The following is a 20362-nucleotide window of genomic DNA, read 5'->3' on the forward strand; positions in this document are numbered from 1 at the left end:
GACATTAATGGTTTCAAAGGAGACAAACGCATGAGCGAATCCGTCAACCTCCCGGCACTCGGAGAGAGTGTCACAGAAGGTACGGTCACCCGCTGGCTCAAGAACGTGGGAGACCGCGTCGAAGTCGACGAACCGCTGCTCGAGGTGTCGACCGACAAGGTCGACACCGAGATCCCATCCCCCATCGCCGGCATCATCGAAGCCATCCTCGTGCAGGAAGACGAGACCGTCGAGGTCGGAACTCCGCTCGTGACCATCGGCGACGGTTCCGCACCAGCTGCTGCCCCCGAAGCGGAAGCTCCCGCCGCCGAGACTCCTGCCTCGCAGGAGCCCGCCGGCTACGAGGCTCCCGCGCCGGAGGACGAAGTCGCACCCGCGCCTGCCGAGGTGCCCTCCACGGACGCTCCGGCACCCGAGGAAGCTCCCGCGGCCGTTGCACCGCCCGCTCCGGCCGCCGTCGAGCCGCCGCCCGCCGCAGCCGCACCGCCGGCACCCGCCGCACCGGCACCCGCCGCCGCACCGGCACCCGCCGCCGCGCCGGCACCCGCTGCCCCGGCTGGACCGACTCGCGGAGCACACGCCGGCCCCAGCGGTTACGTCACCCCCATCGTCCGCAAGCTCGCGAACGAGGCCGGCGTCGACCTGTCCACGATCACCGGCACCGGTGTCGGCGGACGCATCCGCAAGCAGGACATCGAGGCCGCGGCCGCCGGTTCGGCAGCCGCCCCGGCCGAGGCCGCTGTCGTCGTCGAGGTGTCGCCGCTGCGCGGAACCACCCAGCCGATGTCGCGCCTGCGCAAGGTCGTCGCCGAGCGTGCCGTTGCGTCCATGCAGCAGACCGCCCAGCTGACCACCGTCGTCGAGGTGGATGTGACCCGCGTCGCGATGCTTCGCGACGAGGTCAAGGTCTCCTTCCAGGAGAAGACCGGCAACAAGCTGTCCTTCCTGCCCTTCTTCGCCCTGGCCGCGGCCGAGGCACTGAAGTCGAACCCGATCATCAACGCCACCGTTGACGGCACCTCGATCGTGTACCCGGCGCAGGAGAACATGAGCAACGCCGTGGACACCGAGCGCGGCCTGCTCACGCCGGTCATCCGTGATGCCGGGGAACTGGACCTGGCCGGTTTCGCCGCCCAGATCGCGGACCTGGCGGCACGCACCCGTGACAACAAGCTCAAGCCCGACGAGCTGTCCGGCGGCACCTTCACGCTGACCAACACGGGTTCGCGCGGCGCGCTGTTCGACACCCCGGTGGTCTTCCTGCCGCAGAGCGCGATCCTCGGCACCGGAGTCGTCTACAAGAAGCCCATCGTCGTCAGCGACAAGGGCCTTGACTCCATCGCGATTCGCTCCACGGTGTTCCTGGCGCTCTCCTACGACCACCGCATCATCGATGGAGCGGACGCCTCGCGCTTCCTCACCACGATGAAGGCGCGGCTGGAAGCCGGAGCGTTCGAGGCCAACCTCGGCATCTAGTAGTCCCGCACGACCCTGTTCGGCGCACCGACCGCAGCCACGGTCAGTAGTCGAAGAGTTCGCGTAGTCGCCAACCGGCCTCGCCCTTGATCACCAGGGCAGAGGCCGGTTGTGCGTTAACGCCGGCCCCAGCCTCCAGCACGACCAGCGCCGAATTGCCGGTGTGCTCCTGTACCCGCGCTGTGAACCGAGCCAACGGGTCGGCCTCCGGCGCTGCGGCGTCCGGTGCTGCGGTGCGGGCATCATCGCCCTGCAGCTGCCGGATGCGGTACCCGTCTGCTGCCATCGCGACCGAACCGTGCTGGTCGACGCCGTCGAGGCACAAGACCGACACGTGCGCGAGGCAGACATCCCGCAGGCGCAGGAGCTCCAGCACGGCGGCCGCCGGATCGTCCCCCTCCAGAATGCTCGGGTCTGATGTGGAGGGGTCCGCCCCGTCGGCGCCTGTCCCGTCGGGGCCTGTCCCGTCGGGGTCCGTCGCGGCGGGGTCGGACGCCGGCGGACTCGCCACGACGCCCCCGGCGCCCTCGCCCGGCAGGAGGGAGAGCGCCCCGAAACCTCCGACCGAGATGACGGCCGCCAGCCCGGCCGCCAGCAGCAACGGTCGAGCGCCGGGGAGACGGGCGAACCGGGATCCTCGTTCCCGCCGTCGGAACGAACCAAGCCGTCCGGCCTGCGCCACCACGTTTCGAGCAGCGCTTCCCAGCGGCGTGCCCCCGACCCAGCGACCGACGCGCGCCAGCACCGGCAGCCCGGAGCCCGCCGCTGCCGGCGCCGGCGCAGCCGACGCCGACACCGACACCGGCGCCAGCCGGGGCCGCCCGGCCGGTGCCGGCGCGTTCATCGCTCGGGGCACGACGTCCGCCACCATGCCGGTCTCGGCATCCGGCGCGGCTCCCGGAACGGCGCCGCGGACCGGGCCGGCCGGCGCCCACGCGAACAGGGCGGCCTCCAGGCCCACCAGTGTTGCCGGAAAGGGGCGCGTCAGCACCGCGGATTCGAATTCCGCCACCAGGGCCGGAGCCCGAGAGGCCGCGGCATCGTCGGGATCCAGGAACTCCAGCAACGCGTGCAGGAACCGGGCGAGACCCACGGCGTCATCCCGCCGGGTCGCCACGCCGGCCACTCCGCCGGGCAGGTCGGCCAGGCTGCCCAGGCCGAGGAGGACCGGGCGACCCCGGTCGTCGAATCGCACACCCGACGGCCGCACCAGCGGCAAGCTGAGTCCCACATCGTGCACGGCCTGCAGGCATGCTGTGGCCGTGGCCGCCACAGTGACGACCTCGGCGGCGCCGATCCGGCCTCGCACCGCAAGCAGGCGATTCAGCGCCAGCCCGGGAAGGTGCGCCAGGACCAGGCAGACCCTGCCATCGGGCGTCGTCGCCACGTCGTCGAGACGGGGCAGCGCCCCCGGGGCCGAGGACAGCATGGCGTGCACCTCGCGCCCGATCCCGGTCGGGTCGGTCCCGTGCCGGAAGACCTTCAGCACGACCGGCACGCTGGACCTCCCCTCCGTCGAGGCCTGCGCCAGGAACACCTCCGCCCGGCTGTCCGACCCGATTCTGCGGGTCAGTCGGTGCCCGACCAGAGCGCCGGTGCCGACCCGGACCGTCGTGTCCGCCATGTCCCATCCTCCGTCCGCCCGGTACCGGTGTACCGGGACCACCGGCCCAGCGTGCCAGCCACGCCGGCTCCCCGCGGCCCGACGGGTTGTTCTGCGGCAATCGGCCGGGCTGTGCGGCTGGGGAGGACCGGCCCGCTAGGCTGGCCGCATGCTCGACTTTGTCGTCGCGGGGCTAAGCGCCAACTCCGTGCCGTATTGCGAGGGCCTTGAGCTCCAGCGCGCCGTCCATGGCACGGTGGTGTCCGGTCAACGACCGAACACCGTCCTGCTCCTCGAACATCCCGCCGTGTACACGGCCGGCAAACGCACCCAGCCCCAGGACCGTCCCACCGACGGCACCCCGGTCGTGGATGTCGACCGCGGCGGCCGGATCACCTGGCACGGCCCCGGGCAACTGATCGGCTACCCGGTCCTGCGGCTGCCGGAGCCCCTCGATGTCGTTGGCTACGTGCGCCTGCTCGAGGACATCCTCATCGAGACGATCGCCGATTTCGGCATCGACGGTCGCCGGGTGCCCGGCCGCAGCGGCGTCTGGGTCGGTCCCGCCGGCGCGGAGGACAAGATCGCCGCCATCGGCATCCGGGTCGCCGACGGCGTCACGATGCACGGCTTCGCGCTGAACTGCGACAACTCCCTCGAGCCGTACGAACGCATCATCGCGTGCGGTATCGCGGACGCCGGCGTCACCACGATGTCCAGGGTGCTCGGCCGCCCCGTTTCACCCGAGGACACCGTTCCGTCGCTCACAGCGCATTTCCGTGCCCGGTTCCTGGTGCCGGCATGAGCGCCGCGCCCGATGGCCGCCGGATGCTCCGGCTGGAGATCCGCAACGCCGCGACGCCGATCGAACGAAAGCCCGACTGGATCAAGACCCGGGCCCGGATGGGCCCGGAGTACCGCCAGCTGCAGGACCTCGTGAAGGCCGAGAACCTGCACACGGTGTGCCAGGAGGCTGCCTGCCCCAACATCTACGAGTGTTGGGAGGACCGCGAGGCCACCTTCCTCATCGGCGGCTCCCAGTGCACCAGGCGGTGCGACTTCTGCCAGATCGACACGGGCAAACCGGCCGACTACGACACCGACGAACCCCGCCGGGTCGCCGAATCCGTCCTGGCCATGAACCTGCGCTACGCCACAGTGACCGGCGTCGCCAGGGACGACCTGCCCGACGAAGGCTCGTGGTTGTACGCGGAGACCATCAGGCAGATCCACCAGCACAGCCCGGGAACGGGAGTGGAAATCCTGGTGCCCGACTTCACCGGCAACGCGGCCCACCTGGCCGAGGTGTTCTCCGCCCGGCCGGAGGTCTTCGCCCACAACGTCGAAACCGTCCCACGCATTTTCAAGCGAATCCGCCCGGCCTTCCGCTACGACAGGTCGCTGGACGTGCTCAGCCAGGGCCGCGCCGCCGGACTCATCACCAAGTCCAACCTGATCCTGGGGATGGGCGAGGAACGCACCGAGGTGTCGCAGGCGCTGCGCGACCTTCATCAGGCCGGCACCGACATCATCACCATCACGCAATACCTGCGCCCGAGCCCTCGGCACCTGCCGGTCGCCAGGTGGGTCCGCCCCGAGGAATTCGTCGAACTCAAGCAGGAGGCCGAGGCGATCGGTTTCCTCGGGGTGCTGGCCGGGCCACTGGTGCGCTCCTCCTACCGGGCGGGCCGGCTCTGGGCACAGTCCATGGTCGCCACCGGGCGGGAGGTGCCGGAGCAGTTGCAGCACCTCGCCGATGCGACCCTGGGTTTCAGTCAGGCCGTTTGACCCATGAATCCGTCACTCACAGATCGACCGACTGGGTAGTCTTAGAACCATGGCACGCAGCAAGGACAAGACTCCCCGCACCCCCAAAGAACCTGGCCGCTTGAAGCAAATGTGGCAGGTCTTCAAGATGACCAGGCGCTACGACTCGAACATCGTTCTGTTCATGGTCCTGGGCTTCCTGATTCCCGTCGTCGTGGCTCTGGGGTTGGCGCTGCTGCTCACCCCCGACAACGGGTTCACCATTGCCCTGTGGGTCGTCTCCGGGGTGCTCGCCGGCGTCCTCGCCATGCTGATCATCCTCGGCCGCCGCGCCGAGAAAGCGGCGTACTCCCAGATCGAGGGCCAACCCGGCGCCGTCGGCGCGGTGCTGCGCTCCTCGCTGAAGCGCGGCTGGGTGGGCAGCGAAATGCCCGTCGCGGTCAACGGGAAGACCCAGGACGCCGTGTACCGTGCCGTCGGCCGGGGCGGTGTCGTCCTCATCATCGAGGGTCCCCGCACGCGCACGGCACGGATGGTGGACGAGGAACGACGTTCAGTGGCCAAGGTGGGCGGTAACGTCGCCGTCACCGTCATCGCCGTCGGCCCGGACTCCGACGCGGTCCCGCTGCACAAGCTGGCCCGCCGCCTGACCAAGATCAAGCCGTCCCTGACCAAGGCCGAGGTCCTCGCGGTCAACAACCGGCTCAATTCCATCTCCAAGAAGCTACCGATCCCCAAGGGCGTCGACCCGACCAAGGCCCGGCCGCAGCGCGGCAACTAGCCGCCGCACGCAACACACGACGAAGGGCACGGGGTGGACCCCGTGCCCTTCGTCGTGCTCCGCAGGAACCTAGCGGCGGATGAGGACCGTACCGGCGATCTTGTCGTGGAAGCCGCGCTGGTCGGAGTCCCACACCAGCGCGGGCACGGCCAGCCCGAGCAGTACCGAGCGCACGACCGGACGCCACAGCCCCGCCCGGCCGCCGGTGAGGCTGATCAGCCGCAGGCCCAGCAGCCGGTGACCCACGCTGGCGCCGAATACGGCCAGCAGCAGTGCTTGCAGGGCCACGAAGACCGTGAGGACCACGAATTCGTCGTAGTCGAGCAGGGTGTAGCCCCAGATCAGGCAGGTGAGGGCGAGGGCGATGGCCCAGTCGATGATCAGGGCCACGATCCGCCGTCCCGCCCGGCCCACAGAGTGCGGTCCCTCCCGGGGAAGGCCCAGCCGCTCCCCCGGCCAGTTGCTGGGCGGAAGCTGCCCGAAGGTGGTCGGTCTGGAGGGCGTCGAATTCACCCGATCAGTTTACCGAGCGAGCGCCTCTGTAACATGGACGAAACATAAGCGTCATTCTTAAGTAACTCGTCCGTAATAAGGTCGGGGAAGCCGCAGTGTGCGACATTTCCAGTCACCCACGCCTACGTCGTTTGGAGTAAACCCGCATGTTCCGCGATTCGTCCGAAGTGCTCTCGTTCATCAAGGACACCGATGTCAAGTTCCTTGATCTCCGTTTTACCGATTTGCCCGGTGTTCAGCAGCACTTCAACATTCCCGCGTCGACCGTTGACGAGGACTTCTTCACCGTCGGCCAGATGTTCGACGGCTCCTCGATCCGCGGTTTCGCGTCGATCCACGAGTCCGACATGCAGCTCATCCCGGACGTGACCAGCGCCTACATCGACGCGTTCCGCGCCGAGCGCACCCTGATCATGCTGTTCGACATCTACAACCCGCGCAACGGCGAGATCTATTCCAAGGACCCGCGCCAGGTGGCCAAGAAGGCCGAGAAGTACCTCGCTTCGACCGGTATCGGCGACACCGCCTACTTCGGTTCCGAAGCCGAGTTCTACATCTTCGACGACGTGCGCTACGAGGTCAACCAGCACACCAGCTTCTACTCCGTCGACTCCAGCGAGGGCGCCTGGAACTCCGGCCGCAAGGAAGAGGGCGGCAACCTCGCCAACAAGACCCCCTTCAAGGGCGGCTACTTCCCGGTCAGCCCGGTCGACCAGCACGCCGACATGCGCGACGACATCTGCCTCAAGCTGATCGACGCCGGCCTCATCCTCGAGCGCAGCCACCACGAGGTCGGCACCGGCGGCCAGGGCGAGATCAACTACAAGTTCGACACGATGGTGCACGCGGCCGACGACCTGCTGAAGTTCAAGTACATCGTCAAGAACACCGCTCACGAGTGGGGCAAGACCGCCACGTTCATGCCCAAGCCGCTCTTCGGCGACAACGGCTCCGGCATGCACACCCACCAGTCCCTGTGGGCCGACGGCAAGCCGCTGTTCTACGACGAAGCCGGCTACGGCGGACTCTCCGACGTCGCCCGCTGGTACATCGGTGGCCTGCTCAAGCACGCCCCTGCCGTCCTCGCCTTCACCAACCCGACGGTGAACTCCTACCACCGCCTGGTGCCGGGCTTCGAAGCACCGGTCAACCTGGTCTACTCGGCCGGCAACCGCTCCGCCTCGATTCGCATCCCGATCACCGGAACGAACCCCAAGGCCAAGCGCCTCGAGTTCCGCGCCCCCGACGCATCCGGCAACCCGTACCTCGCGTTCGCCGCGCAGCTGATGGCCGGCCTCGACGGCATCAAGAACCGCATCGAGCCGCACGAGCCGGTCGACAAGGACCTCTACGAGCTACCGCCCGAAGAGGCCAAGAACATCCCGCAGGTGCCCGCTTCGCTCGAAGAAGCCCTGCAGGCGCTTGAGGCCGACCACGACTTCCTGCTCGCCGGCAACGTTTTCACCCCGGAGCTCATCGAGACCTGGATCGACTACAAGCGCGAGAAGGAAATCAAGCCCCTCGCACAGCGCCCGCACCCGTTCGAGTTCGAACTGTACTACGGCGTCTAGTCCGCACTGGACAACCGAAGCAGGGCCGCACCCGGAAGGTTGCGGCCCTGCTTTCGTCGTGCCGGCGCGGTCAGCCGGAGAACGGCCCCGGGCGTTCCACCGGACCGTAGAACCGCCGTTCGAACACGGCGCGGGCCCGCCGGGTGACCGACAGGTAGTCCTCCTCGAGCTGGTTGGCTGAGCCCGGCGGGTACTCCAGCAGCCGGGCCACGCCGTCCAGTTGCATCCGGTCACTGGGCAGCACGTCCGCGGTCTTGTTCGACCACAGCGTGATGGCCGACCGGCACCTCGACGCGAACAGCCATGCAGCCCGCAAGGTCGCCGCCTCGGCGTCGGTGACAAAGGCCTGCCTCGCGGCCTCGTCGAGCGCTTCGAGAGTGGACGTCGTGCGCAGGGACGGAAGCGCCGCGGCGTGCTGCAGTTGCAGCAGCTGGACAAACCATTCCACGTCGCTCAGCGAGCCGCGGCCCAGTTTCAGGTGCCGCTTCGGGTCGGCGCCCTGGGGCAGGCGTTCGTTCTCCACTCTGGCCTTGATGCGCTTGATCTCGCGCACGTCCTGCTCGGCGATCGCCTCCGGGTAGCGCACCGCGTCCATCACGGCGTGGAAGTCGGTCAGGAGGGCGGGCTCCCCCGCAATGCCGTGGGCGCGCAGCAGGGCCTGGGCCTCCCAGGTCAGCGACCACCGGCGGTAGTACGCCTGGTACGAATCGATGGAGCGCACCACGGCCCCGTTCTTCCCCTCCGGACGCAGCCCGATGTCGAGATCGAAGGGGAGGCGGTTGTCCTCGGTGAGCCGATTCAACTCGCGCACGATGAAGGTGGCGCGGTCGTGCGCCGCACCGCCCTCCAGCGTCGCCGGCCGGAACACGTACATCACGTCGGCGTCGGAGCCGAAACCCAGCTCGGCTCCACCGAACCTGCCCATCGCGATGACGGCGAATTCAATGCCGTCGGGGGCCAGCGGGCCGTCGGCACCGGTGAGGCCGGTGCCGCGGATGGCGCCGAGGACACCCTGGATGATCACCGTGGACACGTCCGTGAGCCCGGCCGCCAGCTCGTCGATGGTGATGCGACCGAGGATCGCGGACAGGGCCAGCCTCAGCATCTCCCGGCGCCGGCTGGCGCGCAGCACCGACGCCGCTGCGTCCGCGCTGCCGTGCCTGGCCAGGACCGCGCGGGCCTCGTCCTGCAGCACCGAGCGCGGCCGTGGCCGCAGTTCATCGTCGTGCTCCAGCCACGCGACGGCTTCCGGGATCGTCTCGAAGAGCTCGCCGACGTAGCGCGATGCCGACAGGACCTTCGTCAGTCGTTCGGCCGCGCCCGAGGAATCCCGCAGCATCCGCAGGAACCAGTACGTGGACCCCAGGCTGTCACTCAGCCGCCGGAACGCGAGCAGCCCGTAGTCCGGGTCTGCTCCGTCGGAGAGCCACTGCAGCAGAACCGGCAGCAGGTGCTGCTGGATGGTCGCCCGGCGCGACACGCCGCCGGTGAGTGCGGCGATGTGCCCCAGCGCGCCCGCCGTGTTGCGGAATCCGATCGCGGCCAGGCGGGCCTCCGCCTGCGCGCTGGTGAGATTCAGCCCCTCGGCAGGGAGGGCCGCGACGGCGGACAGCAGCGGCCGGTAGAACAACCTTTCGTGCAGCCCGCGCACCCGGTGCTTGGTGGTCTCCCAGCGCGTCGTGAGCGCCGCGGCGCTGGTGGCCAGGCCCGTCGCGCGGGCCAGCACCCGAAGTCCGGCCTCGTCACGGGGCAGCAGGTGGGTGCGTCGCAGCCGGTCCAGCTGCAGCCGGTGTTCCATCAGGCGTAGCATCCGGTAGTCCTGGGCGAACTCGGCTGCCTCCACGCGGCCGACGTACCCGGATTCGGCCAGGGCGGCCAGCGCCGGAAGAGTCCCGGGTTGACGGACATCCGGGTCGGCCTGGCCGTGCACGAGCTGTAGCAACTGCACGGTGAACTCGATGTCGCGCAGCCCGCCAGGGCCGAGCTTGAGCTGAACGGCAACCTCATCGGCCGGGATGTTGCTGGTCACGCGCTCGCGCATCCGCTGCACGGAGTCGACGAAGTTCTCCCGGCTGGCGCTCGTCCAGACCTTCGGCGCGACGGCGTCGACATAGCGCGACCCGAGTTCGAGGTCGCCCGCCAGCGGGTTCGCCTTGAGCAGAGCCTGGAATTCCCAGCTCTTCGCCCACCGGTCGTAGTAAGCAATGTGCGAATCGAGGGAGCGCACCAGCGCACCGGACTTCCCCTCCGGGCGCAGGTTCGGGTCGACCTCCCAGAGTTCGGGTTCCATGCTGGGCTGGTTGAGGCCGCGCATCATCAGGATCGCGAGCCTGGTCGCGATGTCGACGGCCCGGCCGGTCTCGAGTCCGCCTGCCTCGTCGCCCTCCGCGACGAAGATCACATCTACGTCGCTGACATAGTTCAGCTCGCCCGCCCCGGCCTTGCCCATCCCGATCACGGCCAGTTTGGTGCGCCGCAGCTCGTCGATGGGGAAGACTCCGTGGGCCGCGACGGTGCTGCCGATCATGCCCCTGGCAACCGCCAGTGATGCTTCGAGGGCGGCGGCGGCCAGGTGGGCCAGCTGCCGGGCGACGAGATCGAGGCCGGCGACCGGGTCGGCCTGCTCGAGGTCGTACGCGGCCAGTTCGGCCAACCGCCGACGGTAGCGCACCCGCAGGGCCACCCAGCCCTCGTCCTCGACGAGGTCGGCGAACCCGTCGGTTGCCCGCACCGCAGCGAGCAGGTCGCTGGTCAGTTCGGCCAGGCTGGGCAGGTGAACTGTCTTCTCGTGCAGCACCGACAACTCGGCCGGATGCCTGAGGAAAAAGTCCGTCAGGCCGGTCGAGGCGCCGGAGACCAGCACCAGCCGTTGCAGGGCGCCCGGGAGCCGGCGCAGGGCCTCGAACTCTGCCGGCGCCTGCCGCACGAGCGACAGCACGGCGAAGAGCGCCGCATCCGGGTTCGCCGCGCGGCTGAGCAGGGGAAAGAGATCGGACGGGTCCGACCCACCCAACTCGCCCACCTCGTCGAGGCGGGCGCGGGCCTCGCCGAGATCGGCGAAGCCCACCCGGGCGAGGTCGGTCAGGGTCAGCTGTTCTCTCGCCATGTTGTGTGCCTAACTGAAGCTGCGCCTCACCGAGGCTGCCGTGTCCGGAGTAGCCCCTAGAGCATCTCGAGGTTCTTATTGAGTTCGAACGGCGTGACCTGCGACCGGTATTCGCGCCACTCCTGGCGCTTGTTGAGCAGGACGTAGTTGAACACGTGCTCCCCCAGGGTCTCGGCGACCAGTTCGGACTCTTCCATGTACTGGATGGCGTGATCCAGGCTCGCGGGCAGCTGGTGGTAACCGAGCGCACGACGCTCGGTGTCGCTGAGCCCCCACACGTTGTCCTCGGCTTCCGGCGGAAGCTCGTAGCCTTCCTCGATGCCCTTGAGCCCGGCGGCGAGCATGAGTGAATACGCCAGGTACGGGTTCGCCGCGGAGTCGATCGCCCGGTACTCGATGCGGGAGCTCTGGCCCTTGTTCGGTTTGTACAACGGCACCCGGATGAGCGCTGAGCGGTTGTTGTGGCCCCAGCAGACGAAGCTGGGCGCTTCGTCGCCTCCCCACAGGCGCTTGTACGAGTTCACGAACTGGTTGGTCACCGCCGTGATCTCAGGCGCGTGCCGGAGCAGCCCCGCGATGAACTGCCGACCGGTCGTGGACAGCTGGTACTGCGCGCCGGCCTCGTAGAAGGCGTTGGTGTCGCCCTCGAACAGGGACAGGTGGGTGTGCATGCCGGAGCCGGGCTGGTCGGAGAGCGGCTTGGGCATGAACGTCGCGTAGACGCCCTGCTCGATCGCCACCTCCTTGATGACGGTGCGGAAGGTCATGATGTTGTCCGCCGTGGTCAGCGCATCCGCGTACCGCAGGTCGATCTCGTTCTGGCCCGGGCCGGCCTCGTGGTGGCTGAACTCGACCGAGATGCCGAGGTCTTCCAACATCCGCACCGAACGGCGACGGAAGTCGTGAGCAGTGCCACCGGGCACGTTGTCGAAGTAGCCGGCGGAGTCGACGGGGACGGGCCCGTTCTTGCCGAACTTCGACGACTTGAGCAGGTAGAACTCGATCTCCGGGTGCGTGTAGAACGTGAAACCACGCTCGGCGGCCTTGGCGAGCGTGCGCTTGAGCACGTTGCGCGGGTCGGCGACGGCGGGCTGGCCGTCCGGCGTGGTGATGTCGCAGAACATCCGCGCGGTCGGGTCGACCTCGCCCCGCCATGGCAGGATCTGGAAGGTGGTGGGGTCCGGGTGGGCCAACACGTCGGCTTCGAACGACCGGGTGAGACCCTCGATCGCGGAGCCGTCGAAACCGAGGCCCTCAGCGAAAGCCCCTTCCACCTCGGCGGGAGCAATCGCCACCGACTTCAGGGTGCCGACAACGTCGGTGAACCACAGTCGAATGAACTTAATGCCCCGTTCCTCGATGGTCCGAAGAACGAAGTCGCGCTGCTTGTCCATTCACGCCCTTTCTTGTTGCCTCCTAGGCTACCGTGCCGCTCGCTCCGCAGGCTGAAACCCGCTGATCGCGACGATGATTGATGGGTCGGAAGAAACGGCGCTGAGTACACTGAAGCCATGCCAGAGTCGCCCACACCAGACGCAGCCAACGCCGCCGAGGCACCAAACCCGTTCGTCCCCGCGCCCGCCGGACCCAAGCGGGTGCGCACCAGACACTTCCAGAACGCGAAGAGGCAGGGCATCCCGATCACCGGGTTGACCAGTTATGACATGCTCACCGCCCAGATCTTCGACGAAGCCGGCATCGACTTCCTCCTGGTCGGTGACTCGGCCGGCAACAACGTGTTCGGCTACGAGACCACCTTGCCCGTCACCGTCGACGAGCTGATCCCGCTGACCCGCGCGGTGGCCCGTGCCGTGACCCGCGCCCTCGTGGTCGCCGACCTGCCGTTCGGCAGCTACGAGACCGGCCCCTCCGAGGCGCTGCACACCGCGGTGCGATTCATGAAGGAAGCCCAGGCGCATGCCGTGAAGCTCGAAGGCGGGGTTCGCAGCCGCAAGCAAATCAAGCGGATCGTCTCCGCGGGAATCCCCGTGATGGCCCACATCGGGTTCACCCCGCAGAGCGAGCACGGGCTGGGCGGGCACATCATCCAGGGTCGCGGCCCCGGCGCTGCGGCGCTGATCACGGACGCCCTGGCCGTTCAGGACGCCGGAGCGTTCGCGGTGGTGCTGGAGATGGTTCCCGCCGAGGTGGCCGCCCAGGTGACCGAGCGCCTTGACATTCCCACCATCGGCGTCGGGGCAGGGCCGGGCGTGGACGGGCAGTTGATGGTCTGGACCGACTTCGCCGGCATGACGGCCGGTCGGGTGCCTCGGTTCGTGCGCCAGTACGCCGACCTGCGCTCGGTGCTCACCGATGCGGTGCACGCGTTCAAGGACGATGTGGATTCCGGAGCCTACCCGGGCGCAGAGCACAGCTACGAGTAACGCACCCGACTCGTCTGCGAAGGGAACGAGGACCCGTCAGCGGTCGTCCGTTGCGTCGTCTTCCGCCCATTTGGCGCTGTTCGAACGCAATTTGTCGAGGGCGTGAGTCGCTTCATCGAAGGTCGAGAACGGTCCGACCCTGTCGATGGATGGCGACAACAAGCCCTGTTCGACTGCGCCCGTGCGCATGTTGTACCAGAACTGGTGTTCAGTATCTTCGGCCATAAGCTTGATCCTATGCCTAAGGATTCTGCCGGTCACCTCATTCCGGGAACCGTGTCCAGCCACCGTTCCGTCCCCGCCCACATTCCTCGACCGGAGTACGTCGGGCACACCGCTCCCGCCCGTTACACCGGCACCGATGTGTACTCGCCGGAACGGATCGAACTCATCCGCGAGTCCGGTCGAATCGCCGCCGAGGCGATCCAGGCCGTCGGACGCGCCATCGTCCCGGGGGTCACTACCGAGGAGCTCGACCGGGTCGGCCACGAATACCTGCTCAGCCACGACGCCTACCCCTCGACGCTGGGCTACCGGGGCTACCCCAAGTCTCTGTGCTCCTCGGTCAACGAGGTGATCTGCCACGGCATCCCCGACGACACCGCCCTCGAGAACGGCGACATCGTCAACATCGACATCACCGCATACAAGAACGGCGTGCACGGCGATTCCAACGTCACCTTCATCGTCGGAGAAGCCTCGGAGGAGGTCACCCTGCTCGTCGAGCGCACCCGCGAGGCCCTGGCCCGCGGCATCAAGGCCGTCGCCCCCGGCCGGCAGGTCAACGTCATCGGTCGCACCATCGAGTCATACGCCCGCCGCTTCGGCTACGGAGTCGTCCGGGACTTCACCGGCCACGGCGTCGGCGATGCCTTCCATTCCGGCCTGATCATCCCGCACTACGACTCGGCTCCCCAGTACGACACGGTGATGGAGGCGGGGATGGTCTTCACCATCGAACCCATGCTGACCCTGGGTGGCGGGGACTGGGACATGTGGGCGGATGACTGGACGGTTCTGACCCGGGACCGAAGCATCACGGCGCAGTTCGAGCACACGCTCGTGGTGACCGAGCGCGGCGCCGAGATCCTGACCGTCGTCTAGCCGGTAGATTATTGCCATGAGCTCACCCACTGCCATCGGCATCGATATCGGCGGAACCGGCATCAAGGGAGCCGTGGTGGACCTGTCCACCGGCGCCCTGCTCTCCGACCGCGTCAAGCTACCGACCCCCAAGGGCGGCCGCCCGCAGGACATCGTCGAGACCACCCGGCAGATCCTGGCGACAGTCTCGGCCGGGGCCGGCAACCTGCCCATCGGCGTCTGCTTCCCCGCCATCGTGAAGAACGGCCACACGATGTCGGCGGCCAACGTGTCCGACAAGTGGATCGGCCTCGCCGCCGAGACCCTGTTCGAAAAGGGCCTGGGCGTGCCCATCCACTTCGTCAACGACGCCGACGCCGCCGGCTACGCCGAAGCCACCTTCGGTGCCGCCAAGGGAGTCGACGGCGTGGTGCTGCTGACCACCCTGGGCACCGGAATCGGAACCGCACTGATCAACGACGGCGCGCTCGTGCCGAACACCGAGCTCGGCCACCTGGAAATCGACGGCGTCGACTACGAAACCCGCGCCGCGTTCAGCGCAAAGGAGCGCGACGACCTGAGCTGGTCGAAGTGGGCCGGCCGGCTGCAGAAGTACTACTCCCGCCTCGAAGCGCTCTTCTCGCCCGACCTGTTCATCGTCGGCGGCGGCGTGTCCAAGCACCACGAGGACTTCCTGCCGCTGCTCAAACTGCACACTCGCATCATCCCGGCCGTGCACCGCAACAACGCGGGTATCCTCGGTGCCGCAGCGCTGGCCGCCCGGCACTCCCCCAGCGCAGTCTGAAGCGCGGGCCCCGGCCCGCCCGCCGTTACGTCAGGCCGCCGAGGAGGTACCGGCGCGGGTGCCCAGGCGGTCCTGCCGCGCGCGCCACCACTGGCGCACGCGCCCGGCCTGCCGGCGCACCAGCTGAGTGAGCCGGTGGGCGGCCGGGAACTCGGTGCCCAGCACCGCGACGCCGAGGAAGACGATCAGCCAGCCGGGCCCGGGCAGCGGCACGAGGATCAGCCCGACGACGATGATCGTCAACCCGGCCGCGGCGACGAGCACCCGGTAGGGAGCCCGGATGCGCGGGTGCCGGTGAATCCAGGACCGCGAGCGGGTCAGCCCCGACCGCAGACGCGCCCAGCGTCGGCGCGATGCGGCCGGCTGGGGCTGCCCGAGCGCCGTGGACTGGAACGTGGTCGACCCGGATGTGCTCATGAAGCCAGCGTAGGAGCAGGGGCTGGGAATGCGCCGCTCCAGCCGTCGCATGGACCAGATTGTCAGGAAAGCGGAATGGGCCGGCTGGTACGCCGGGTTCTGTCCTGGCTTTCGCCGTGGACGGCCATCTATCTCGGGACTACGTTGCCGCAGCCCTCTAGCGGTCTACCCGGAAACTCGGCGAGCAGCCTTAGCGCTTCCTGTTCGACCTTGCTCCGGACGAGGTTTACCGAGCCGGCCAGGTCACCCTGGCCGCTGGTGGTCTCTTACACCACCGTTTCACCCTTACCGCAGCCCGGGGGCATGCGGCGGTCTACTTTCTGTGGCACTGTCTCGCGGGTTGCCCCGGGTGGGTGTTACCCACCGCCCTGCTCTGTGGAGCCCGGACGTTCCTCGGCATCGTCCGCCCCGGAGGGCATCGGATGACGCGACCGTCTTGCCGACCCATTCCGAAGATCGAGCCTACAGGCCCGCGGGACCGATCAGGGACCGATACCGACCGGTCAGATCCCGGACTCCTCGGTGCGCACCAGAATCGCGCCGCAGTCCGGACAGAAAACGATCTCATCGGCCGGGGCCGCGCGTACGCCTTCGAGGTCGCTGCCGGTCAGGGTCATGGTGCAGCCGCTGCAGGTGCGGGCCCGCAGCAGCGCGGCCGCGTTTCCCCGACCGACCACCCGGCGCTTCTCGTAGAGTGCGGCCAGGTCGGCGCCGATCGAGGACGCGATCGCCGACCGGTCCCTGGCGAGTTCAGCCAGCTGCCGGTTCAGGTCCACCAGCAGCTCGTCCCGGTCGGCTTCGATGCCGGCCACCTGTGCGGCGGTCGTGGCGCGTTCGGCGTCCGTCTCGGCAACCCGCGCTTCCTTCTCCTCCAGGCGCTCCATGACGGCCAGTTCGATCTCCTCGAGCGCCTCCAGCCGCTTGCCCAGGGCCGTAAGCTCGGTCTCGAGGGCCTGAACGTCCTTGATCGACGAGGTGTGCTGCGCCCGGTCGGTGTCCCTGGCGATGCGCTTCTCGACGACCTGGACATCCGACTCGATGCGGGCCAGTTCGATCCGCGCGTCCTCGACCGCGCCGGTGCGGCCGGTCAGGACGGTCTTGGACGCGTCGAGGGTGCGGCCGAGGGCGGTGAGCTCGGCGTGCTGTGGAAGCGCCTTCGCCTGGTGTTCGACCTGCGCAAGCTTGGTGTCCATGGCCTGGAGCCGCAGGAGCTCCTTCTGCTCAACTGGAGATGCCTTCACAATGACCTGACCTTCATGATTATGGAGTTGAAAAAAACTGGCGGTGGGCCGCCGGTCATTGGGTGACGACGAAATCCCACGGGTCCGTGCGGAGCTCGCTGACCTGGATGCGGACCCCCGGCAGTCGTTCGGCCAGTTGAGCGGCCGCGGTGTCCAGCCAGAGCCATTCGCTGGCCCAGTGTGACACGTCGATGAGCGCGGGGCCAACACCGGCGACGACGCTCTGTTCCCTGGACTCCGAGGCCGGGTGGTGGCGCAGATCCGAGGTGATGAACACGTCGGCGGAGCGGACGAGCTCTTCCCGCAGCAGCGAGTCCCCCGCGCCGCCGCAGAGGGCAACCGTCTCGATGACGTCGGAGTAGCCGCCGGCGGCACGGATACCGGACGCCGTCGGGGGGATCAGCTCGGCCAGCCTGCGGGCCAGGGTGCCCAGGCTGACCGGTTCCGGCAGCCGGCCGACACGGCCGATGCCGGTCCCGGGGGTGCTGCCGGCGGTGATCGGCTGGACGTCGGTCAGTCCCAGCCGGCACGCGAAGACGTCGGACACCCCGTCGACGACGACGTCGGCGTTGGTGTGCGCGGCCAGCAGTGCGCAGTCGGCCCGGATCAGGCGTGCCAGCAGGGCGCCCTTGTAGCGGTCCTCGGCCACGCTGGTGATGCCGCGCAGCAGCAGCGGGTGGTGGGCCAGCAGCAAGTCTGCGCCGGTCTGGACGGCCTCGGCGACGGTGTCGGCGACGACGTCGACGGCGAGGAGGATCGAGTCGACCGGGCGGGCGGGGTCACCGCTGACCAGGCCCGGCGCGTCCCAGTCCTTGGCGCCGGACAGGGGCCACAGGTCATGGGAGACCCGGGCTACATCAGCGAGCGAGAATGACACGCCATCAGCCTACTAGGCGCGGTCACCAGCCGAGGGTGCCCGGCGCGCCCTTGAAGGGGCCGACGATCCTGTCGGTCACCCAGCCGCCGTAGAAGTCGCCGGGCTGGGGGCGCACGATCTCGCCGTCCACCCGGCACTCGTCCAGTCGACCCGGGTACACCGCGACCCGCCCGGCCAGGGCTTCGAAGCCCGGCTGAGGGGTGGGGTAGTACCAGGCGGCAGCATCGAGCCGACGGTCGCCGACGACGATGGCGAGATACCCGGCCAGACCCTTGTATTCGCACATGCTGTGCCCGTTGACGGGTTGCAGGACCCCCGCGGCGAAGGCCGACCTGGGCAGGTAGTAGGTCGGCGGATGGCTCGTCTCCAGCACCCGGACGCTGTCGCGGGTGTCGAGGATGACGGCGCCGTTGAAGCGCAGCGCGATGTGTTCCCGGCTGGGTTCCACCCGCGGCGGGCGCGGGTAGTCCCACACCGACTCCTGGCCGGGTCCTGGCGCCACGCGGCGCGAGCCGGAACCGCTCATGACGTCGGTTACCGCGGCCGGAGGCCGGCGCCGTACACGGCGGCCTGGGTCCGCCGGGCCATGCCCAGCTTGGCGAGCAACCCGGACACGTAGTTCTTGACCGTCTTCTCGGCCAGGTCGAGCTGGTCGCCGATCTGCCGGTTCGTCAGCCCCTCGGCGATGAGCTCGAGGACCTGGCGCTCCCTGGTCGTGAGGTTGGAGGTGGGCGAGTCCGCGGCGGTGCCCGTCAGCTCGGTCACCACCTTGCGGGTGACGGCCTTCTGCACGAGCGACTCGCCCCTGGCGACCCGGCGGATCGACTCCACCAAGTGCTGGCCACGGATGTCCTTGAGCACGTAGCCGGCGGCCCCGGCCAGGACGGCGGAGTAGCTAGCCTCATCGTCGTCGTAGGCGGTGAGCATCAGGCACTGCACCTCGGGGTTCGCCGACCGGATGGTGCGGCACACGTCGATGCCGCTGCCGTCGGGCAGGCGCACGTCCAGCACGGCGACGTCCGGCACCGTGGCGGCCACGCGGGCGACGGCTTGCCGGGCGGTGGACGCCTCGCCGACGACCTCGAGGTCGGGTTCGGCGTTGATCATGTCGGCGATTCCGCGGCGCACAACCTCGTGGTCGTCCACCAGGAAGACTCGGATCATCACGATTCCTTTCGTACAGGTTCAGGTTCGATCTGGGCGGTCCAGCGCAGGCGGCTGCCGCCCCTGGCCCGGTTCTCGAGCACGACGTCGCCGCCCCAGTGCTCCGCGCGGACGGTCAGGTTCGCCAACCCGCTCCGGCGGTCGGATGCGACGACGCCGATGCCGTTGTCCACGATCTCGATGACCACGAGGTCGTCGCCGACGCTCAGGTTCACCACGGCTTCGGTGGCTTCGGCATGCCGCACCACGTTCATCAGGCCCTCGCGAATGACCGCCCCGATGTCATCGGACATCGCCGGCGGGGTGAGGAGGTCGATCGGTCCGGTGAACACCAGGCGCGGCGTCTGCTCGAACAGCGAGGCCAGCTCGCTGAGCAGGTCGATGACGCGGTGCCGGATGGACCCGCGATCCCGGCTGGTCTGAGCCGTCAGCGCGAAGATGGCGGTGCGGATCTCCACGATGGCGACGTCGAGGGCGACGACCTCCTCGATGATGCGCTCACGCACGTTCGGGTCCTCGACCGAGCCGCTGATGGCCTGCAATCCGATTCCCGCAGCGAAGACCCGCTGAATAACGTTGTCGTGCAGGTCCCTGGCGATCCGGCTGCGGTCTTCGAGCAGGGCGAGCTTCTGGCCGGCACTTCGGCCTCGTGCCAGCTCCAGCGCCACGCTGGCCTGGCCGGCGAAGTCCGCCGCCATCTCCAGGTCGCTCGTCGTGAACCGGGGGCGTCCGCTGGAGCGCGACACGGTCATGACACCGTGGGTACGGCCGGCGGCGAGCAGCGGGATCACCATGGTGGGGCCGAGGACGAGTCGGGCGTCCGGCTGGTCGAGGCTGGCCGCGCCGTCGGCGGTGAGGATCGGTTGGCCGCTGTCGAAGGCCCGCCCCACGGTGGTTCCGGCTGCCGGAATCACGAGACCCTTGACCTGTTTGCCCTGCTTGCCCCGTGCCGTATCGACGATCAGGGTGCCGACACCGGCGGCGAGGACCACGCAGACGAGGTCGGCGTCGGCCAGGGAGGCGAACCTTTCGGCGAGGAGTTCGAGGGAGGCGTCCGCCCGGTCGGACAAGAGCGTGGCACTGATCTCGGCCGACGCCGCTGACCAGCGCTGGCGGCGCCGGGTCTCGTCGAAGAGCCTGGCGTTGTCGATCGCGATGCCGGCGGTGGCGGCCAGCGCGGTGAGCAGCTCCTCGTCTTCCTCGCTGAAGGCGCCGGAGACCTGGTTGGAGAGGTAGAGGTTGCCGTACACCTCACCGCGGACCCGGACGGGAACTCCGAGGAAACTGTCCATCGGCGGGTGGTGCGCGGGGAAGCCCGAAGAGCGCGGGTCGGCGCCGAGGTGGGTCAGCCGGATGGCGTGCGGGTCGTCGATCAGGGCGCCGAGGAGGCCGTGTCCGGCGGGAAGATGGCCGATCTCGACGGCTTGCTCGTCGGGGATGCCCACGTGGATGAACTGCTCGAGCTTGCCGCTGGGGGCGATGACCCCGAGGGCTCCGTAGCGGGCGCCGACCAGGTCGACGGCGACGTCGACGATCCGGCGGAGGACGGCGGCGAGGTCGAGTTCTTCGACCAC

Annotated in this window: 19 protein-coding genes and 1 other RNA gene; 8 read left to right on the top strand and 12 right to left on the bottom strand. The window is 68.8% G+C overall.

Annotated elements, in window-relative coordinates; genetic code table 11:
- Positions 1-30: 30 nt before the first annotated feature.
- Entirely contained in the window at positions 31-1476 is a 1446-nt protein-coding gene (sucB, locus tag JWP54_RS10325; protein WP_297371384.1) for a 2-oxoglutarate dehydrogenase, E2 component, dihydrolipoamide succinyltransferase, read from the top strand.
- A 43-nt stretch (positions 1477-1519) separates the two neighbouring features.
- On the opposite strand, the gene JWP54_RS10330 is transcribed toward sucB, so the two are convergent.
- Complete coding sequence (locus JWP54_RS10330) at positions 1520-3100, bottom strand: hypothetical protein (RefSeq protein ID WP_297371387.1); 1581 nt, start codon at positions 3098-3100, stop codon at positions 1520-1522.
- Between the two features lie 148 nt (positions 3101-3248).
- On the opposite strand from JWP54_RS10330, the gene lipB reads away from it, so the two are divergent.
- From lipB to JWP54_RS10345, 3 genes are read left to right on the top strand one after another with little or no spacing between them, the layout of a single operon-like run.
- The gene (gene lipB / locus JWP54_RS10335; protein ID WP_297371390.1) at positions 3249-3884 is read left to right on the top strand and encodes a lipoyl(octanoyl) transferase LipB; all 636 of its coding nucleotides are present in this window, start codon (positions 3249-3251) and stop codon (positions 3882-3884) included.
- Positions 3881-4867, top strand: a complete 987-nt coding sequence (gene lipA, locus JWP54_RS10340) for a lipoyl synthase (RefSeq protein WP_297371393.1) — start codon at positions 3881-3883, stop codon at positions 4865-4867. The genes lipB and lipA overlap by 4 nt, the downstream gene beginning before the upstream one ends.
- A 49-nt stretch (positions 4868-4916) precedes the next feature.
- Entirely contained in the window at positions 4917-5627 is a 711-nt protein-coding gene (locus JWP54_RS10345) for a DUF4191 domain-containing protein (protein ID WP_297371396.1), read from the top strand.
- 69 nt (positions 5628-5696) lie between these two features.
- Here the strand turns inward: JWP54_RS10345 and JWP54_RS10350 are convergent, their stop codons facing one another.
- Positions 5697-6140 carry an RDD family protein gene (locus JWP54_RS10350; protein WP_297371399.1) on the bottom strand — a complete coding sequence of 148 codons (444 nt, stop codon included), beginning with the start codon at positions 6138-6140 and terminating at the stop codon, positions 5697-5699.
- Between the two features lie 146 nt (positions 6141-6286).
- Between JWP54_RS10350 and glnA (JWP54_RS10355) the strand changes: the two genes are divergently transcribed.
- Positions 6287-7711 carry a type I glutamate--ammonia ligase gene (gene glnA, locus JWP54_RS10355; protein WP_130176856.1) on the top strand — a complete coding sequence of 475 codons (1425 nt, stop codon included), beginning with the start codon at positions 6287-6289 and terminating at the stop codon, positions 7709-7711.
- A gap of 70 nt (positions 7712-7781) precedes the next feature.
- On the opposite strand, the gene JWP54_RS10360 is transcribed toward glnA (JWP54_RS10355), so the two are convergent.
- Together JWP54_RS10360 and glnA (JWP54_RS10365) are read right to left on the bottom strand one after the other, a co-directional pair.
- A complete protein-coding gene (locus tag JWP54_RS10360; protein ID WP_297371406.1) occupies positions 7782-10817 on the bottom strand; it encodes a bifunctional [glutamine synthetase] adenylyltransferase/[glutamine synthetase]-adenylyl-L-tyrosine phosphorylase in 3036 nt (1011 codons plus the stop codon).
- 56 nt (positions 10818-10873) lie between these two features.
- Positions 10874-12211 carry a type I glutamate--ammonia ligase gene (glnA, locus tag JWP54_RS10365; RefSeq protein WP_066595282.1) on the bottom strand — a complete coding sequence of 446 codons (1338 nt, stop codon included), beginning with the start codon at positions 12209-12211 and terminating at the stop codon, positions 10874-10876.
- A 117-nt stretch (positions 12212-12328) separates the two neighbouring features.
- On the opposite strand from glnA (JWP54_RS10365), the gene panB reads away from it, so the two are divergent.
- Positions 12329-13201, top strand: a complete 873-nt coding sequence (gene panB, locus JWP54_RS10370) for a 3-methyl-2-oxobutanoate hydroxymethyltransferase (protein WP_297371418.1) — start codon at positions 12329-12331, stop codon at positions 13199-13201.
- Positions 13202-13237: 36 nt separating this feature from the next.
- On the opposite strand, the gene JWP54_RS10375 is transcribed toward panB, so the two are convergent.
- Complete coding sequence (locus JWP54_RS10375; RefSeq protein WP_297371422.1) at positions 13238-13426, bottom strand: SPOR domain-containing protein; 189 nt, start codon at positions 13424-13426, stop codon at positions 13238-13240.
- A gap of 12 nt (positions 13427-13438) precedes the next feature.
- Here JWP54_RS10375 and map point away from each other — a divergent pair, with 12 nt between their 5' ends.
- Positions 13439-14305, top strand: coding sequence for a type I methionyl aminopeptidase (gene map / locus JWP54_RS10380; protein WP_297371425.1), 867 nt, complete (start codon positions 13439-13441; stop codon positions 14303-14305).
- A gap of 16 nt (positions 14306-14321) precedes the next feature.
- On the top strand, positions 14322-15089 hold the full coding sequence (gene ppgK / locus JWP54_RS10385) for a polyphosphate--glucose phosphotransferase (RefSeq protein ID WP_297371428.1): 768 nt from the start codon (positions 14322-14324) through the stop codon (positions 15087-15089).
- Positions 15090-15119: 30 nt separating this feature from the next.
- Here ppgK and JWP54_RS10390 read toward each other — a convergent pair whose 3' ends face one another.
- The 7 genes from JWP54_RS10390 to JWP54_RS10420 all read right to left on the bottom strand — a co-directional run.
- Positions 15120-15506, bottom strand: a complete 387-nt coding sequence (locus tag JWP54_RS10390) for a TIGR02611 family protein (RefSeq protein ID WP_297371432.1) — start codon at positions 15504-15506, stop codon at positions 15120-15122.
- A gap of 72 nt (positions 15507-15578) precedes the next feature.
- An RNA gene (gene rnpB / locus JWP54_RS10395) (RNase P RNA component class A) lies at positions 15579-15953 on the bottom strand.
- Between the two features lie 56 nt (positions 15954-16009).
- On the bottom strand, positions 16010-16747 hold the full coding sequence (locus JWP54_RS10400) for a C4-type zinc ribbon domain-containing protein (protein ID WP_297371435.1): 738 nt from the start codon (positions 16745-16747) through the stop codon (positions 16010-16012).
- Positions 16748-16802: 55 nt separating this feature from the next.
- Positions 16803-17624, bottom strand: coding sequence for a Nif3-like dinuclear metal center hexameric protein (locus tag JWP54_RS10405; protein ID WP_297371437.1), 822 nt, complete (start codon positions 17622-17624; stop codon positions 16803-16805).
- 22 nt (positions 17625-17646) lie between these two features.
- On the bottom strand, positions 17647-18150 hold the full coding sequence (locus tag JWP54_RS10410; protein ID WP_297371440.1) for a DUF427 domain-containing protein: 504 nt from the start codon (positions 18148-18150) through the stop codon (positions 17647-17649).
- Positions 18151-18158: 8 nt separating this feature from the next.
- Entirely contained in the window at positions 18159-18788 is a 630-nt protein-coding gene (locus JWP54_RS10415; protein WP_297371442.1) for a response regulator transcription factor, read from the bottom strand.
- On the bottom strand, positions 18788-20362 hold a 1575-nt coding region (locus JWP54_RS10420), incomplete at its 5' end, for a GAF domain-containing protein (RefSeq protein ID WP_297371444.1). The genes JWP54_RS10415 and JWP54_RS10420, both read right to left, overlap by 1 nt.

The organism is Cryobacterium sp., assembly GCF_025463825.1.
Taxonomy (GTDB): Bacteria; Actinomycetota; Actinomycetes; order Actinomycetales; family Microbacteriaceae; genus Cryobacterium.

Coding starts and splice junctions, on each gene's coding strand:
- JWP54_RS10360 (WP_297371406.1), bottom strand. CDS start 10,817: ATGGCGAGAGAACAGCTGACCCTGACCGACCTCGCCCGGGTGGGCTTC.
- lipB (WP_297371390.1), top strand. CDS start 3,249: ATGCTCGACTTTGTCGTCGCGGGGCTAAGCGCCAACTCCGTGCCGTAT.
- map (WP_297371425.1), top strand. CDS start 13,439: ATGCCTAAGGATTCTGCCGGTCACCTCATTCCGGGAACCGTGTCCAGC.
- JWP54_RS10375 (WP_297371422.1), bottom strand. CDS start 13,426: ATGGCCGAAGATACTGAACACCAGTTCTGGTACAACATGCGCACGGGC.
- JWP54_RS10410 (WP_297371440.1), bottom strand. CDS start 18,150: ATGAGCGGTTCCGGCTCGCGCCGCGTGGCGCCAGGACCCGGCCAGGAG.
- JWP54_RS10415 (WP_297371442.1), bottom strand. CDS start 18,788: ATGATCCGAGTCTTCCTGGTGGACGACCACGAGGTTGTGCGCCGCGGA.
- sucB (WP_297371384.1), top strand. CDS start 31: ATGAGCGAATCCGTCAACCTCCCGGCACTCGGAGAGAGTGTCACAGAA.
- panB (WP_297371418.1), top strand. CDS start 12,329: ATGCCAGAGTCGCCCACACCAGACGCAGCCAACGCCGCCGAGGCACCA.
- JWP54_RS10390 (WP_297371432.1), bottom strand. CDS start 15,506: ATGAGCACATCCGGGTCGACCACGTTCCAGTCCACGGCGCTCGGGCAG.
- glnA (WP_066595282.1), bottom strand. CDS start 12,211: ATGGACAAGCAGCGCGACTTCGTTCTTCGGACCATCGAGGAACGGGGC.
- lipA (WP_297371393.1), top strand. CDS start 3,881: ATGAGCGCCGCGCCCGATGGCCGCCGGATGCTCCGGCTGGAGATCCGC.
- JWP54_RS10345 (WP_297371396.1), top strand. CDS start 4,917: ATGGCACGCAGCAAGGACAAGACTCCCCGCACCCCCAAAGAACCTGGC.
- glnA (WP_130176856.1), top strand. CDS start 6,287: ATGTTCCGCGATTCGTCCGAAGTGCTCTCGTTCATCAAGGACACCGAT.
- ppgK (WP_297371428.1), top strand. CDS start 14,322: ATGAGCTCACCCACTGCCATCGGCATCGATATCGGCGGAACCGGCATC.
- JWP54_RS10330 (WP_297371387.1), bottom strand. CDS start 3,100: ATGGCGGACACGACGGTCCGGGTCGGCACCGGCGCTCTGGTCGGGCAC.